The 15,501-nt window shown below is 72.1% G+C and carries 13 protein-coding genes; 3 read left to right on the top strand and 10 right to left on the bottom strand.

Features of this window, described 5'->3' with window-relative positions; genetic code table 11:
- Positions 1 to 76: 76 nt before the first annotated feature.
- The 3 genes from ACFWJW_RS17220 to ACFWJW_RS17210 all read right to left on the bottom strand — a co-directional run bounded on the left by ACFWJW_RS17220 (position 77) and on the right by ACFWJW_RS17210 (position 3,745).
- Positions 77 to 1,372 carry a non-ribosomal peptide synthetase gene (locus ACFWJW_RS17220; RefSeq protein ID WP_387241246.1) on the bottom strand — a complete coding sequence of 432 codons (1,296 nt, stop codon included), beginning with the start codon at positions 1,370 to 1,372 and terminating at the stop codon, positions 77 to 79.
- Between the two features lie 104 nt (positions 1,373 to 1,476).
- Positions 1,477 to 2,784, bottom strand: a complete 1,308-nt coding sequence (locus ACFWJW_RS17215; protein ID WP_387241243.1) for an MFS transporter — start codon at positions 2,782 to 2,784, stop codon at positions 1,477 to 1,479.
- Positions 2,785 to 3,169: 385 nt separating this feature from the next.
- Entirely contained in the window at positions 3,170 to 3,745 is a 576-nt protein-coding gene (locus tag ACFWJW_RS17210) for a TetR/AcrR family transcriptional regulator (protein ID WP_387241240.1), read from the bottom strand.
- A gap of 93 nt (positions 3,746 to 3,838) precedes the next feature.
- Between ACFWJW_RS17210 and ACFWJW_RS17205 the strand changes: the two genes are divergently transcribed.
- Positions 3,839 to 5,008, top strand: a complete 1,170-nt coding sequence (locus ACFWJW_RS17205) for an agmatine deiminase family protein (RefSeq protein WP_387241237.1) — start codon at positions 3,839 to 3,841, stop codon at positions 5,006 to 5,008.
- A gap of 42 nt (positions 5,009 to 5,050) precedes the next feature.
- Here ACFWJW_RS17205 and ACFWJW_RS17200 read toward each other — a convergent pair whose 3' ends face one another.
- The 4 genes from ACFWJW_RS17200 to ACFWJW_RS17185 are packed head-to-tail and all read right to left on the bottom strand — an operon-like array spanning position 5,051 to position 10,611.
- A complete protein-coding gene (locus tag ACFWJW_RS17200; protein WP_387241233.1) occupies positions 5,051 to 5,872 on the bottom strand; it encodes a class I SAM-dependent methyltransferase in 822 nt (273 codons plus the stop codon).
- A gap of 22 nt (positions 5,873 to 5,894) precedes the next feature.
- Positions 5,895 to 7,226: an MFS transporter gene (locus ACFWJW_RS17195; RefSeq protein WP_387241230.1), complete on the bottom strand. Its 1,332-nt coding sequence runs from the start codon at positions 7,224 to 7,226 to the stop codon at positions 5,895 to 5,897.
- A complete protein-coding gene (locus ACFWJW_RS17190) occupies positions 7,223 to 9,238 on the bottom strand; it encodes a PEP/pyruvate-binding domain-containing protein (protein ID WP_387241227.1) in 2,016 nt (671 codons plus the stop codon). The genes ACFWJW_RS17195 and ACFWJW_RS17190 overlap by 4 nt, the downstream gene beginning before the upstream one ends.
- Positions 9,235 to 10,611 (bottom strand): acetyl-CoA carboxylase biotin carboxylase subunit family protein, encoded by a 1,377-nt coding sequence (locus ACFWJW_RS17185; RefSeq protein WP_387241224.1) that lies wholly within the window; start codon positions 10,609 to 10,611, stop codon positions 9,235 to 9,237. Before ACFWJW_RS17185 ends, ACFWJW_RS17190 begins: the two co-directional genes overlap by 4 nt.
- Positions 10,612 to 10,952: 341 nt before the next feature.
- On the opposite strand from ACFWJW_RS17185, the gene ACFWJW_RS17180 reads away from it, so the two are divergent.
- Together ACFWJW_RS17180 and ACFWJW_RS17175 are read left to right on the top strand one after the other, a co-directional pair.
- A complete protein-coding gene (locus ACFWJW_RS17180; RefSeq protein ID WP_387241221.1) occupies positions 10,953 to 12,236 on the top strand; it encodes a PAS domain-containing protein in 1,284 nt (427 codons plus the stop codon).
- Between the two features lie 156 nt (positions 12,237 to 12,392).
- A complete protein-coding gene (locus ACFWJW_RS17175; RefSeq protein ID WP_387241360.1) occupies positions 12,393 to 12,794 on the top strand; it encodes a hypothetical protein in 402 nt (133 codons plus the stop codon).
- A gap of 144 nt (positions 12,795 to 12,938) precedes the next feature.
- On the opposite strand, the gene ACFWJW_RS17170 is transcribed toward ACFWJW_RS17175, so the two are convergent.
- The 3 genes from ACFWJW_RS17170 to ACFWJW_RS17160 all read right to left on the bottom strand — a co-directional run bounded on the left by ACFWJW_RS17170 (position 12,939) and on the right by ACFWJW_RS17160 (position 15,444).
- Positions 12,939 to 13,307, bottom strand: a complete 369-nt coding sequence (locus tag ACFWJW_RS17170; protein WP_387241218.1) for a hypothetical protein — start codon at positions 13,305 to 13,307, stop codon at positions 12,939 to 12,941.
- A gap of 197 nt (positions 13,308 to 13,504) precedes the next feature.
- Entirely contained in the window at positions 13,505 to 14,377 is an 873-nt protein-coding gene (locus ACFWJW_RS17165) for an HpcH/HpaI aldolase/citrate lyase family protein (RefSeq protein ID WP_387241215.1), read from the bottom strand.
- Positions 14,378 to 14,382: 5 nt separating this feature from the next.
- Positions 14,383 to 15,444: an HpcH/HpaI aldolase/citrate lyase family protein gene (locus ACFWJW_RS17160; protein WP_387241212.1), complete on the bottom strand. Its 1,062-nt coding sequence runs from the start codon at positions 15,442 to 15,444 to the stop codon at positions 14,383 to 14,385.
- Between the last annotated feature and the right edge of the window lie 57 nt (positions 15,445 to 15,501).

Below are 15,501 nucleotides of genomic sequence, written 5' to 3'. Positions count from 1 at the left end.
GGATGCACGGACCGCGCCGCGGATCGCGCGGCGGGTCCGGCGGGTTCGGTTGGTGGGTGCGGGGCGGGGCCCCGGGTCAGCCGGCCGTCGGTACGGGTGTCCGCACCGCGTCGGCCAGGGCGGTGAAGGCGCTCTCGGCGGCGTGATCGGGGAGGACCGCGCGGTCCCACACCATGCGCAGCCGCAGCTCGGGGCCCTGGGAGACGGAGACCGCGAACGGGCCGCGGACCGCCCGGCCGTCGACATGGATCTCCCGGCCGGTCACCCCGCCCAGGCGGAGCGGCGGTTGGCGCCGGGTGTCGTCGACGGTCAGCATGCCGTCGAGCCGGCCGCGCCAGCCGGAGCCGGCCGCGCGGGCGGCGTGCACCACGGCGTCGAAGGGGGTGGCGGCATGGTCCAGGTCGTCCCACCAGTCGGCCGCCGTGGCCGAGGCGGTGGGCGCGTCGCCCGTGGCGGTCGGGAAGACCACGGTGTTGAGGAAACAGCCGAGCACCGGCGCGGCACCGGCCGGCCGCCCGCCCCACGGGTAGCCGAGCGGCACCACATGACCCGCTCCGTACAGCACCGCTGCCGCCGCGCGACAGGCGTTGAGCAGCTCGGGGAAGGACACCCCGTCGGAGGGCGCGGGCATCCGCAGCGCGGCCGAGCCGCTCGGCGGCGCACCGGGGGAGAGGGGCTCCGGCCGGGCCACGGGGACCTGTTCGCACACCGTGCGCAGGCGCTCGCCCCAGTACGCCATGGCCTCCGGCGCCCCCGCGCGCTCCTCCGCGTCGAGCTGCCGCAGCACGGCGTCCCGGTAGGCGGCCAGCTCGGCCGCGACGTCGGCGGGAGCGGGGTCCTCGGCCTTCGGGCCCTCGTCGTAGCCGGCGCCGAGTTCTTCGACGAGCCGGGCCAGCGACTGGCCGTCACACGCGCTGTGGTCCAGTACGACGGCGAGCACCTCCTGCGTGCCCTCCGGACCGTCCGGCACCAGGAACAGCCGCAGCGGTGCGCCCTCCGGCGCCCACCGGCCCAGGGCCCGGCGCAGCACGGTGGCCGCGTCCTCGCCGGGCGCGCAGGTCTCCTGGATCACGGGAACCTGCGGCCGCTCCAGGCGGAGTACGGGGGTGCCGCGCAGCACGGTGGGCCGGGCACGGAGCACGGGGTGCCGGGCGGCGAGACGGTTCGCGGCCGCCGCGAGGCGTACGGGGTCCACCGTGCCGCGCGGAAAGGCGAAGAACATCGGCACGAGATCCGGCCGCCCGTGGGGGTCCATGGCACGCACCAGCGCGAAGCGACGCTGGGCGCCCGTGACGGGCAGCAGGACCGGGGTGCCGTCACCGGCGTCCAACCGCCGGAAACGGGCCAGGTACTGGCTCGTGATGCTGAGCACGTGATCCTCTTTGTCGTGACGGTCCCGCATCGCCAGGAGGCGATGCGGGTGGGAAGGCCGTGCGCGGAAGAGAGAAGGGCCGGGCCGGATACGGCGGCCGGCGGTCAGCCGACGGACGCGGGCTCGGCCGGGCCCGTGCTGTCGGCGGGGGCGTCCTCGGCCGCCTCGGCGGCCGGCAGGTCCCGCATCCGGCGCAGCGGGGAGAGCAGCAGCGGCAGCGGCACGACCAGGAATCCGGCCGCGCACCACGCCAGCGCCGTGCGGGCGCCGAACGCGTCGGCCAGCGCACCGCCGGCCAGGGCCCCGAGCGGCAGGGTGCCCCACATCAGGAACCGCAGAGTGGCGTTCATCCGGCCGAGCAGCCGCGGCGGACACAACGCCTGACGGAAGCTCACCTGCGCGACGTTGTAGACGACGGCGCCGAAGAAGACCACGCCGGAGCCGACCGCGAACAGTGCCGCGCCCGCGCCGCGCCCCGAGAGCGGCCACAGCAGCGCGAACGGGCCGGTGGCCAGCGCGGACAGCCAGATGATCCGGGCCTGGCCGAAGCGGGCGGCGAGCCGTCCCGCGCACAGCGCCCCGGCGAGCCCGCCCACCGCCGAGGCGGCCAGCACGAGGCCGACCACGCCCGGCGCCAGCCCGAGCACCCGGACCAGGAAGACGGACTGGGTGGCCATCAGCGTCGCGGTGAAGAAGTTCGCCAGGCCCGTCGTCACCGCGATCACCCGCAGCAGGCGGTGCCCGAACACGAACCGCAGCCCCTCACCGATGTCCTGGCGCAGGGACGTCCCCGCGACGCGCTCCGGGCGGCTCTCGGGCTGCTTGATCCCCCACAGGAACAGCGCCGAGAGCACATAGCCGACCGCGTCGGCGACGATGGCGAGGGAGGCCCCGAGCAGCTGGACGAGACCGCCGCCGAGCCCGGGACCGGCCACCTGCGCCGAGGAACGGATGGTCTCCAGCGCCCCGTTGCCCGGGACCAGCTGATCCTTGGGCAGCAGGTGCGGCACAAAGCTCTGGTGCGCCACGTCGAAGAAGACCGTCGCCACACCGGTGACGAGGGCGACGAGATACAGCTGCGCCATCGTCAGCACCCCGGCGACGGCGGCCAGCGGGATGCTGGCCATCGCCACGGCCCGTACGACATCGGCCCGGATCATCAGCGGCAGCTTGCGCATCCGGTCGACCCAGGCCCCGGCCGGCAGTCCGACCAGCAGGAACGCGGCGGTCTCCGCGGCCGTGAGCAACCCCACCTGAAAGGCGGGGGCATTGAGCTCCAATACCGCGACGAGGGGCAGGGCGACCAGGGTGACCTGGGCGCCGAGTTGGCCGGCCGCGGCACCGGCGAGCAGAAGACGGAAGTCGCGCAGGCGCAGCGGGCCGCTGGCCGCGGGTCGGGGTATGACGGGCATACGAAGGACCATCGCTGAGCGGCCGATCGATGGTCAAAAACCGATGCACACTTTCGGTCGCCTTTCTTCACCATTTACCCACCAAGACAGAAAATTTTCCGTCAGATACGGCCAACCGCCGGAGGACCGCCATCTGTCGTGCTCCTTGGCGGGTGGGGGGTCCCATGATGGGGCCCGTGTGAGAACGGGCGATCATGCGCAGAGCGTCACGTGCCGGACTCCGACCGAAAACAGTCGTTGATGTCCGCTTATTCACCGAAGGGTTGAGTTCATCCGCTATGGCGGCCGCGCCGGCACCTTAACCCTGTGGTGGCGGGGCCTCTCACCGGTTCAAACGCACGGCTGCCCCCGCCGTGGGGCGGGGGCAGCCGGGGTGCAAGATCGGTCAGGTCGGCCGGAGTTCCGTCTCGACGGCGCCGCGGAGCAGCTCATGGGCCCGCTGGAGCGAGGTGGTGCCGCTCAGCCAGCGTTCGCTCAGGCCCTCGACGAGTGCGGTGAGCCGCTCGGCCGCCGCATATGGATCGGCCCCGGCCCCGTCCGGACCGGCCTCCCGGGCGCGGCGCAGCAGCCCGGCGAGATCGTCCACCCACTCCCGGGTCGCCTCGGCCAGCAGCTCCCGCAGGTCCGGGTCGAAGACGGCGGTGGCCCGCAACTCGCCCCAGGCCGCGCTGTTCTCCCTGACCTGGGGGCTGTCCTGGAGCTCCAGCAGCAGCATCTCGGTGAGCTGCACCCGGGGATCGTGGGAGGTCTCCAGCGCGGCGTCCGTGTAGCGGACCGCGCGCCGGCTGATGAACTCCAGTGTGCGGCGCAGCAGCCCGGCGCGGTCCTTGAAGTGGTAGTAGATCAGCGCGGTCGAGACGGCGGCCTCCGCGGAAACCTCCTCGACGCGCAGCCCGCGGACGCCCCGCCGGGCGATCAGCCGGGCGGCGGCTTCGAGGATCTGGGTGGGCCTGTCCGGCATCGAATGCTCCCGCTGTCCGAAGAAATCAAGGTGGCTCGGTTCCGATCATGCCCTACCATCTTCCTGACCAAATTTTCAGTCAGGGAGTTGGCCGTGGAAATATCCCGACGTCAGACACTGCAAGCGGCGGTCGCCACCGCCCTCGGGGGAGCCCTGAGCGGCTGCGGCACACCGGACCGCGACGGGGCCGCACCGCACGGGGCCGACGCCGTCCCCGTGGCGGCCCGGCCGGGCGGCGGATGGCGGCTGCCCGAGGAGGCGCATCCGCACGAGGCGACGTACATGTCCTGGCCCAGCCGGCGGATCTGGGGGCCGGACACCGCCGGAGTGCGGGCCGACATCGCCCGACTCGCCCGGACCGTCGCCGAGTTCGAGCCGGTGCTGCTGCTGGCCGGGGACCGGGACGCGAAGGCCGCGCAGCGGGCGTGCGGGGCCGGGGTGGAGGTCATACCGACGCCGGTGGACGACCTCTGGATGCGGGACACCGGACCGGTCTTCGTGCTCGGCCCCGACGGCGTCGCCGGTGTCGACCTCAACTTCAACGGCTGGGGCGGCAAACAGGAGCACGGCCAGGACCGCCGGGTCGCCCGCGCGGTGCTGGCCGACGGGCGGATCCCGCGGATCAAGGCCCCGCTCGTCGGTGAGGGAGGGGCCGTGGAGGGCGACGGCCGGGGCACCCTGATGCTGGCCGAGAGCTCCCTCGTCAACGACAACCGCAACCCCGGCAAGAGCCGCGCGGACCTGGAACGGGAGCTCAAGGACCTGTTCGGCGCCACGAAGGTGATCTGGGTGAAGGGCGTCAAGGGCAAGGACATCACGGACTGTCACATCGACGCGCTGGCACGGTTCTCCGCGCCCGGCGTCGTGGTCCTCAGCACCCCCGCGAAGGGCGCGCCCCGCAATCCCTTCACCGGGGCCTACGAACAGGCCCGCGGCGTCCTGGACCGGGCCGTCGACGCCCGCGGGAAGCGGATCGAGGTCGTCGAGCTGCCCGAGCCGGCGGACATCGGGCGGCGCGGGAAGGAGTTCCTGGCCTGCTACGTCAACTACTACGTGGCCAACGGCGCGGTCGTCATGCCCCGCTTCGGTGACCGCAAGGCGGACAGCAGGGCGGCGGCCATCCTGCGGGAGCAGTATCCGGGGCGGAAGGTGGTACAGGTACCGGTCGACAACATCGGCGAGGGCGGGGGCGGCATCCACTGCTCCACCCAGCAACTCCCCACGGCGGAGAGGCAGTCACCGGACCCGGCGCAGCACCGCTGACCGCGCCCCGCCGGCGGACCGGACCGTCCGGCCGGCGGCACGTCAGATCCGCCCGCCGCGGACGGCCTCCTCGGTCCGCCAGCCCCACGCGGTGAGCATCCCGGGGGAGAGGCCGGCACAGTCGTCCGACGACAGTTCGTGCCTGGCCCGCTCGATCCCTGCCGCGTCCACCTGCCCGGTCGCCAGCATGGCGTCCCGCGCCCGGTCCCAGGTGTCGGCCCAGAAACGGCTGAGGGGGCTGTCCGGCACCAGCGGGGGGACATGGATCTCGGCGGCCACCCGGCTCAGGCCCTCCTCCCGCAACAGGTACGGATAGTCGGGCACCCAGGAGATGTCCGTGCCGATGGACTGCCGGAGCCCGTGCCACATCGCCCGCATGACCGTGGTGTACGGGGTGGCCGGCGCCCCGGCGGTCGTCAGGTCCACGGCGTCGCTGAGCACCAGCACACCACCGGGCGCGACCAGCGAGGCCAGCTTGGTGATCATGCGGCGCCAGGAGCGCAGATGCATCAGTACGAACCGCGCGTGGACCAGCTGGAACCGGCCGGGGTCGAAGTCCGGCGCGGTGATGTCGGCGGTCAGTACCGACAGCCCCGGTGTCCGGTCGGCGTCCAGCGACCGGGTGTCACGGTCGACCGCGAGGACCGCCGCGACACCCGCCGACTCCAGCAGCCACCGCGCGACGGTGCCGGTACCCGCGCCCACGTCCAGACAGGACCACCCGGGCCCGGCACCCAGCGTCGCCAGCCGGGCCGTGCTCACCTCGTCATGGGCGAGCGCGCCCAGGTCGATACGGTCGGCCTCGCCGGTCTCGTCCGGACGGAACAGCCCTTCGCCGTAGCGCCCGGCTTCGGTACCCCGCACGTCCCCAGTATGACGGTGCCGCTCAGGGGTTTCCTGCTGTGGTGACCAGCTCCGTTTCCGGCTCGGCCACCGGAGCGACCTTGCGGCGGCCCGGGGCACGCCGCAGGACCAGCTGGAGGACCACCATCACCACACCGGTGGCCAGCGCGCTGTGCCACAGCAGCGCGTCCAGCCGGCCCGCCGAGAGATAGGCCCCCGCGGCCACCGCCGCCAGCGCGCACACCCCCCGGTCCACGATGCTCTCGACGGACAGCAGGGTGGCCCGGGGCGCGCCCGCCGGGATGGCGTCGTTCACCAGCTTGCGCTGGAGCGGATAGGCGAAGCCGGTCACCGCGGCGAACACGCACAGCAGGGCCACCACGGTCCACGGCCCGCCCAGCGTGCTGCCCGCCAGCGTGCCCGCCATCGCCAGACTGAGCAGCGACACCCAGGCCACCGGTGACAGCCGTCTGCCGAGCCACTGCGGACGGGCCGAGGCCACCGCCTCCGCGACGGTCATCGCGGCCAGCACCCCGCCGTGCGAACTCTCCGGGATGCCGTGGTCCAGCAGCACCGGCTGGAAGAGGTTGACCTGACAGATACGGGAGAGCGTGAAGACCGCGACGCCCTGCACCATGAGCAGCGCGAGCCAGGGGGTGGCCCACACCCAGCGCAGCGAGGAGACGGCATCGCGCAGGAACACCGGTCCGCCGCGCGACGCCCCCTTGCCGCCGCCGGGGCCGCCGTCCCGGGCCGTCGCCTGCCGCGGCAGCACCACGGCACAGACCAGCGAACCCGCCGCGCTCGCGGCGCTGAGCACATACGGCGTGGGGTGCGCGACGGCCATCAGCGGACCGACCAGCGGCCAGCACAGCACCTTCGCCGCCAGCCCCAGTGCCCGCGCCTGGCCCTCGGCCCTCAGATAGTGCTCGCCCGCCCCCTCGGCCGCCAGGCCGTCGTAGAGATAGGCGCTGGCGGCGCCGGAGGTCAGCGAGCGGCCCGCGGCGATGGCCAGGAAGTGCACCAGGAAACCGGTGTAGCTGGGCGCGAAGACCGGCGCCAGATTCGCCGCGGTCATCACGACGGCACCGGCCCGCAGACAGTTGCGGGCACCGATACGGTCGGCCACCATCCCGGTCGGGATCTCGAAGAGGCAGAACGCGACGTAGTAGATGCTCTGGATGCCGAAGATCTCCCCGTCGGAGAGCCCCGCCTCCCGCTGGTAGGCGTAGAAGACCGGCATCCACCACAACAGGTTGAACAGCAGCTGGAAGCCGTTGTTCAGCCGGATGATCCGTCGGGCCCGTGGGGGCAGGGGCGCACCCGCGGGCCGGGACCGGCGGGTGCGCAGCGGGCCGGTGAACCGGCGGATCACAGCGCGTAGGGGCGGATCTGGACCAGGCGGAAGTCCCCCTGATCGGTCATCAGCCACTCGATGTCGAGCGGATGGTCCACGTCGGTGTCGCTGAAGTGGGACTGGAGCAGCCGCCCGGTCAGCGCCAGCCGCGCCAGCTTGTCCCGGGTGTCCACGGGCAGATCCTGGCCGGACGAACCGAGCGCGACGGTACGGCCGCCGCCCTCCACCGTGTTGTACAGGTACTGGAGCGGCAGCGTCGTGCCGTCGACGACCGTCTCGGGCGAGCCGGGGGAGCAGTTGACGTAGACGTTGCGGAAGTCCTCGCGCCGGGTCGGATTGCAGGTGACCAGCACACCGCCGAGGTCCGCGGGCACATACTCCTGGATGATCACGCCCATGTACGTGTCGTCGAGGGAGATGCCCGCCTGGTGGCGCAGCCGGACACTGCGCGCCGACAGCAGGGAGGCCCACACCTGGCGTACCGCGTCGAGGAGTTCGTCCGCGCCGTGGACCGTGGTGATCGACTCATAGACCCCGGCCGCGGAGAACCCGGGCAGGTCCTCGGCGTTGGAGGAGGACCGGACCACGAGACGCCGGCCGGTGGCCGGGCCGCCGGGCAGCGCCTGGGTGATCTGGCGGCTCACGTCCTCGGGCAGCGGGGTGTTCCGGATGAGCTGCTGCAAATGCAAACAGAGCGCGTCCAGCACGTCGACGGCGTCGAGTTCGAGCGCCATCTTGAGCTTGCCCAGGCCCTGTTGCACGGCCGGCGAGGACGTCAGAAAGCGGTGCTGAAGGGCGAAGGGGAGGGCGACCCCGTGGGGCGCCGCGATGACCCCGCCCACGAAGTCGGCGGCCACCGAACGCAGTTCCTCGGGCGTCGCGTCCTTGGCGCCGAGGCGGGCCGCGAGGTGGCCGTAGAGGTCGGCGCGCGGCGGCCTGGGCCGTCCGTAGAAGGCGGTGAGGTCGGCGGTACGGCTGTCGAGGACGTGATGGAGCTCGCCGAGGTTGGCGGCCTTGGTCCCGTACCGGTCCCGGTCGGCGCGGCGCAGCCGGTGCAGCCACAGCGCCGGTACGTCCTCCAGCAGCGGGGGTTCCATCCGGATCCGCTGCTGGTGCCAGGCCGGGGCCTCCAGCGTCGGGGCGTGGGCCAGCGGGACGAGGGTGATCTCGTCGTCCTGGACCCGGTAGCGGACCCAGGCGCCGTCGAGGACGTCCGCGTCGACCATCCGCTCCAGGTCACGGACGATCGCGTTGGGGATGCCCCAGCCGGAGGCGAGGACATTGGTGTGCGAGAGGGGGGTGCCCGGCGAGGTGTTGAGGAAGCCGGCCACCCGCGGCACATCGTCCGGCAGACACGGCATGGCCACGATGTCGGACCAGCCGAGCCCGTCGGCCGCGGCCGAGTACTCCTCAAGGGTCCGGAAGTAGCGGAGCCGGCCGACGGCCTCCCCCGGGTTGAGCGGGGTGCGGGTGCGGTTGCCGAACAGCTGATGGCCCAGGATCCGCGGCACCCGTACGTCGCTGATCGCGGCGAGTTCGTGCTCCTGCCCGTGGTTCGCCGGCTTCAGCAGCAGCGGCAGCCGGCCGTCGACCCGATGCCGGACGAAGGTGTAGAACTCCTCCAGCAGCCGGCCGTTCATGGTGTCGGCCTCGGTGGTCTCCAGCACGAGGAACGGCCGCTCCCGGCCCTCGGCGTCCTCGTCGGTGTGCAGCGAGAGCACACCCAGCAGGAAGCGGCGCTCGGGGTCCATGTAGACCGAGGCGTTGAAGGCGTCCAGGCAGGAGTCCAGCTCCGTCAGCTCCATGTCCAGGACGCGGGTGGCGATGTAGTTGACGTGGAAGGGATGGACGGCGGTGTCGAGCAGATGCCAGGTGTCCTCGATCCGGTCCACCACGACCTTGAGGTACGGGTGACCGGCCAGCACACCCGACAGCGTGCGGAACAGCGGCAGGGAGAGGTTCTCACCGATGACGGTGCGGTCGGTGACCGGGCCGGGGGCGCCGGCGGGCAGAACGGCGGTGGTGGTCATGCGCGCACCTCCGTGGTGGGGCCGGCCGTGGGGAGCACCTTGGGCAGGGCGTCCACCAGGTTCCGGAAGTCATGGATCACGGTCTCCGGGTCGGTGGCGGACAACAGGCACAGCGCCGCCATGGTGTTGGCGCCCGCGGCCGGGTCGTACACCGGCACCGGTGCCCCGTCCGGGAGCGAGTTCTCGGCGACCACGGACAGATGGCTGCCGGCGCTCAGCGGTACCGCGTCCCGCACCGTCGGGAAGTCCCAGACCCGCTGGTCCGGCCAGGCGTCACCGGCGCCGTCGACGGCCAGCACGACCAGCGAACCGGCCGCGCCGTGCGCCTCCTGCGGGGTGCGCACCTCCGCGGGCCAGGAGACCGGACGCCCCAGCAGATGGTCGGTGAGCATCCCGATCAGGTCCAGGCCGAAGACCTCCTCGATCTGCGGCACCGTCATCGCCCCGCCGAACCGGGCGGCGGTCTCGATCACCCACATCTGCCCGTCCGCGCCGAGCTTGATCTCGGTGTGCGTACCGCAGTTCCGCAACCCCAGCGCATCGACGGCCTCGCGCGCCAGGGCCACGATGCGCCGCTGGGCGTCGTCCGGCAGCGCGGCCGGGGTGATCCCGGCGCGTTCGGTGAACGGCTCCACCGTCGGCATCCGCCCGCTGAGACAGACCGGATGGAAGTCGCCGTCCACGACCACGCCTTCGACACTGACGTAGTCGCCCCAGCCCTCCTGGTCGAACCACCCGGTGGCGGTGCCCGGCACGATCTCCTCGACGAGGAAGTCGGCCCCGGCGTCGGCCACATGCAGTTCGGCATACCCCAGTTGCGCGGATTCGGCCATCACCTCCCGGGCCCGTTCCCAGGCAGCCGGTACGTCCTCGGCGGAGCGCAGGGTCCGGTGGGCGGTGGAGCCGGCGCTCCAGGCGGCCTTCAGCAGCAGGGGGAAGCGGAGCGCGGCGGCCGCGTCGTGCAGATCCTGTGCGGTGGCGACCGGCCGGAACCGGGGCTGGGAGATGCCCTGTTCCTGCCAGGTGCGCCGCATCATCCGCTTGTCGCGGGCCAGGGCGCAGCAGCCGCCCGCGCCGGCCAGGCCCAGCTTCTCGCAGGCTTCCGCGACCGCGACGACGGCGTACTCGGAGAAGGTGACGACCGCGTCCGCGCCCACCGCCTGGGCCCGGGAGACGATCAGGGACACCAGGTCGCGCCGCTCGGACTCGGCGGGGCACAGCACCGAGGCGCACAGCCGGTCCGCGGACGCGGCCACGGTGGGAGGGAGCGCGCTGAGCGCCAGCAGGTGCACTGCCGACCGTGCGGCGACCCGTGACAGGGCGTACCCCAAGGGCGGACCACCCTTGGCATACACGAACAGCACCTTGCTCACTGGAATCCGACTCCTTTTCATACGTGGGAACCATCGGAACGGCTGGCAGCGCCCGGCCCCCCGGAACCGAACGCCGTTCCCTCTAGCGAAGCAGCCGTGCGGCCCACCGTTCCCCTCTTCGGGCCGCAACCGCTCAGGCAAATGCCAGAGTTGTGGATACCGTCATGCCGTCGCGAAGGTTCCGTAATGCCGTATGGCGTCCCCGCGGCGCGGCAGATGTGAACGCGCGGATATCGCCAGATCGGCCGAGAACCGGGCATGCCTGCCCGCACCGGGGGATACGCATGGCGGGGACGCGCCGTCCGAAACCCGTTGATCTCCTCACCACTAAGGGGCCCGTCGTGGACGAGACCAGTCTGAAGTCGCTGCTCGAACGCCTTCCGGTGTCCTGGTGGGAGGCCGACCGTGAGCTACGCGTGATCGACAGCGGCGGGGGTGCCTTCGGCGACACGGTGACCGCCCAGCGGTTCCTCGACACCGTGCGCAAGGAACTCGCCGGGCCGGCCGAGGCACCCGAAATCAGCCATTGGCAGGCCCAGTTCGACGGCCGGGTCTTCGATGTGAACTGGCCCCTCGGCGTGCCCCGGCAGGGCCGCTCCCGTGGACTGGCGGTGGAGGTCGGCCCCCATACGGCCGGCCCCCGCCGCTACGACGCCTTCGCGGACCTCGCCCCCGCCGCGGCCTTCATCCGGGACGGGAACGGGCGCTACCTCTGGGCGAACCACGCCTACGCCCATCTGTACGGCACCACACCGGAGCACATCATCGGCAAGGACGTCGCCGACGTCGACGGCCCGGCCGACGCCCCCCAGGTCCTGAGCCTGGACCGGGAGGTGCTCGAACGCGGCAAACCGGTCCGGCACACCCTCACCTACCACCGCTTCGACGGCACCGGCGGCCAGGCGGTCGGCCATCGCTTCCCCGTCCGGGAAGGCAGCCAGCGGTGCGTCGCGGGCATCTACATCGACATCAGCGACTACACCCGCGCCCTGCGCCAGCGCCGGGAGGCCGAGGAGAGCCTGCACGCACTGCGCGATCACAGCGGTCTGCCGTGCGCCCTCATCTCCGCGGGCGGACGCATCCAGCAGGCCAGCGCCGCGGCCGCCGAACTGCTGCGGACCCGGCTCTCCGACCTCGTCGGCCGCCGCGCGCACACCGTGCTCGGCCCGGCTCCGGAATTACCGGGGCTGCACCGCAGCTGGCTCGATCTCATAGCCCGCCGCAGCCGGCGCATCCAGACGACCGTGGTGCTCATGGACGCCCGCGGTCAGCAGCGCCGCGCCCGGCTGCATCTGACCACGGTGGGCCGCAGCGCGGACCGCGCCACCAGTGTCTGGGCGGTCATCACCCATCAGGGGCTCGCGCACGATCCCCATCCGCCGCTGACGGCAAGTCAGGTACGCATCCTGTCCCTGCTGGCCGCCGGCCACAGCAACGCGGAGATCGCCACGTCCCTGCACCTCTCCCGGCAGACCGTCGACTACCACCTCAGCCGGCTGCGCGACCTGCTGGACGCCCCGACCCGCCCCGCCCTGGTCGCCCGCGCCTATGTCCTGGGCATCCTCGCCCCCCAGTCCTGGCCGCCCCGCTCGGCGACGGCCTGCCATCCGCACAGCGTCACCTGACGCGCGCCGTCACCTCCGGAGTGTGGGCCACCCGGCTGATTGTGGCCGCCGGGGGTTTCCTCCCCGCGGGTTGAACGCCGATGCGGGCCGACCGCGGCAGCACGATACGTCTGGCATCAGACGGATGAAGAGGCGAGGAGCGTCGTGAGAAGAATTGTGCAGGCGGGAACGGTCGTCGGGGCGTGCGGGCTGGTGCTGTTCGGTGGCGGGGCGGCTCAGGCGGTGACCCTTCCGGACTCGCTGCTCTCCGCTGTGGCGGACGCCGATGTGGGCACCCTGAACGGCACGGTCAACGGGGTGGTCTGCAACAACCGCCTGGGCCAGATCCACTTCAGGTCACCGGTGCTGGCGTCCCCGCATGCCTGTGTGAACGGGCCGGTGCACAGCGGCAACAGCCTGAACAGCGGCAACTTCATCAACCACGGGAACCCGAACAACAGCGGAAACCTCTCCAACACCAACGGAACCACCAACGCTGCCAACTCCGTCACGGGTGCTTCGTCGGGCAGCGGCAACAACGTCCAGCGCATCCTCGGACTCGGCCTCTTCCACCACTGATCCGCGCGGTGCCGAGGGACCACCGGCACCGCGTCGCACCGGCACTCGGCCGTCCGGCACCGCCGCCCGGAGAGCGTCGATGCCACAAGCCGCTCCGGCCCCGGAACGCCCGGGACCGGAGCGGCTCACCGCGCACCCGCCGGCTCACTCGCGGTGGTGGTGGATGTGCTGCTCGTTGTTGCCGGACTTGGTCGCCGTGCCGGTCGTGCCGCCCGTGTCGTCGTTGGTGTTCGCGTTGGTGTTGGTCGGGCTGCCGCTGTTGCTGACGGTGCCGGAGATATGGACGTTCTGCGATCTCCTGAAATTGCCGCTGAGGACCGGGCCGTTGATACAGAACCTGGCCCGGTGCGCGCAGTGGAATCTGGCGTCGAAGCGGGCGATGGTGTCACTGTTCGAGACCCCGTCGCCGCCGGCCGGCGCGGCCCACGCCAGGGTGGGCGAGAACGTACCCGCGGCCAGGAGCAGACCGCAGGCTCCTGCCATCACGACATTGACGCGTGCCGATTTCTTCACTGTGTGCTCCTGCGCTCATGGTGGGAACCGGGGATCTTGCTATCCCGGATGCCCCACACCACCAAGCCTGAGCAACGGCCAGTCCCGATTGTTCACCCTGTCCGATTATGGGATTCACCGTGACGGCCCTGGAACCGCGCCGCCCTTCCCGCGGTCGCGGGAAGGGCGTGAGCCAGGTGGGACGGTGCGGAAAAGCCCTAACGTCCGGCGATCGCCTCGGCGAGGGCGAGAATCCGGCGGGCGTCCTCGACATGCAGGTTCTCGATCATCCGGCCGTCGACGGTGACCACCCCGCGCCCTTCGCGGGTGGCTTCGTCGAACGCGTCAATGACCTTGCGCGCGTGGGCGATCTGGTCGGCGGACGGGGCGAAGGCCCGGTTGCACGGTTCGACCTGCGACGGATGGATGAGCGTCTTGCCGTCGAACCCGAACTGCCGGCCCTGCACGCACTCGGCCTCGAACCCCTCGGCGTTCTTCACGTCGTTGTAGACGCCGTCCAGGATCGCCTTGCCGGTGTCACGCGCCGCCAGCAGCGCCAGGGACAGCCCGGTCAGCAGCGGGGCCCGGCCGGGAACATGCTCGGCGTGCAGCTCCTTCGCCAGGTCGTTGGTGCCCATCACCAGCACGGTGAGGCGTTCGCTGGCAGCGGCGACCGCACGGGCGTCCAGCATGGCGCGCGGGGTCTCGACCATGGCCCAGATGGCCGTACGGTCCGGAGCGCCGGCGGCTTCGAGCGCCCGCTCGACCTCCCGCACGGTGTCGGCGGAGTCCACCTTGGGCACCACCACCGCGTCCGGTCCGGCCTCGGCGGCGGCCCGGAGGTCATCGGCGTGCCAGGCGGTGCCGGGCCCGTTGACCCGGATCGTCACCTCCCGGTAGCCGTATTCCCCCGAGGCCGCGGCGGCCGCGACCCGCTTGCGGGCGTCCGCCTTCGCGTCCGGGGCGACGGCGTCCTCCAGGTCGAGGATCAGCGCGTCGGCGGGGAGGGACTTGGCCTTTTCCAGGGCGCGTTCATTGGCACCGGGCATGTAGAGCACGGAGCGGCGCGGTCGCAGGATCGCGTCGGACACGGGTCTTACTCCTTCTCGGCCGCGGCGTAGGCGTCGCGCAGCTCGGGGTCGCGGGCGGCGAGGGCATCGGCGAGTTCGGCGACCACCTGGCACTGCTTGTACGTGGCGTCGTCCTGCATCTTGCCGTCGATCATCACCGCGCCGGTGCCGTCGCCCATCGCCTCGATGACCCGGCGGGCCCAGGCGACATCGGCGGGTGCGGGGGAGAAGACCTTCTTGGCGATGGCGATCTGCACCGGGTGCAGGCTCCAGGCGCCGACGCAGCCCAGCAGGAAGGCGTTGCGGAACTGGTCCTCGCAGGCGGTGACGTCCTTGATGTCACCGAACGGCCCGTAGAACGGCAGGATGCCGTGCGCCGCGCAGGCGTCGACCATCCGCGCCAGCGTGTAGTGCCACAGGTCCTGCTGGAAGGTGGCCCGCGGCGCGTCGGCGTCCGCGCCGTGCGGGTCCTCCCGGACCAGGTAGCCGGGGTGTCCGCCGCCGACCCGGGTGGTCTTCATCCGGCGGCTGGCGGCGAGGTCGGCGGGGCCGAGCGAGATGCCCTGCATCCGGGGGCTGGCGCCGGCGATCTCCTCGACATTGGCGACGCCGGTGGCGGTCTCCAGGATGGCGTGCACCAGGATCGGCCGCTGGATCCCCGCCTTCGCCTCCAGCTGGGCGAGCAGCCGGTCGACGTAGTGGATGTCCTCGGCGCCCTCGACCTTGGGCACCATGATCACGTCCAGCTTGTCGCCGATCTCGGTGACCAGCGTCAGCAGATCGTCCAGCGCCCACGGCGAGTCCAGGCTGTTGATCCGGGTCCACAGCTGGGTGTCACCGAAGTCCGTGGCCTTGGCGATCTTCACCAGACCCGACCGGGCGACTTCCTTGCGGTCGGCGGCGACCGCGTCCTCCAGATTGCCGAGCAGTACGTCCACGGTGGGCGCGATGGCCGGCACCTTGGCGGCCATCTTCTCGTTGCCCGGGTCGAAGAAGTGGATCATCCGGGACGGCCGGAACGGTACCTCGCGTACCGGTGTGGGCGCCCCGACTGCCAGCGGGCGGAAGAAGTCCTTCGGAGAACGCATGCAGTCTCCCTGGTCGGCTCGGAGGGCGGGCCGCCGCCGGTGCCCGGCGGCGCCCTT

The organism is Streptomyces sp. NPDC127097 (assembly GCF_042724075.1).
Lineage (GTDB): Bacteria > Actinomycetota > Actinomycetes > Streptomycetales > Streptomycetaceae > Streptomyces.
The sequence above is the reverse complement of the archived record's forward strand: the minus strand, read 5'-3'. Positions and strand labels throughout refer to the sequence as shown.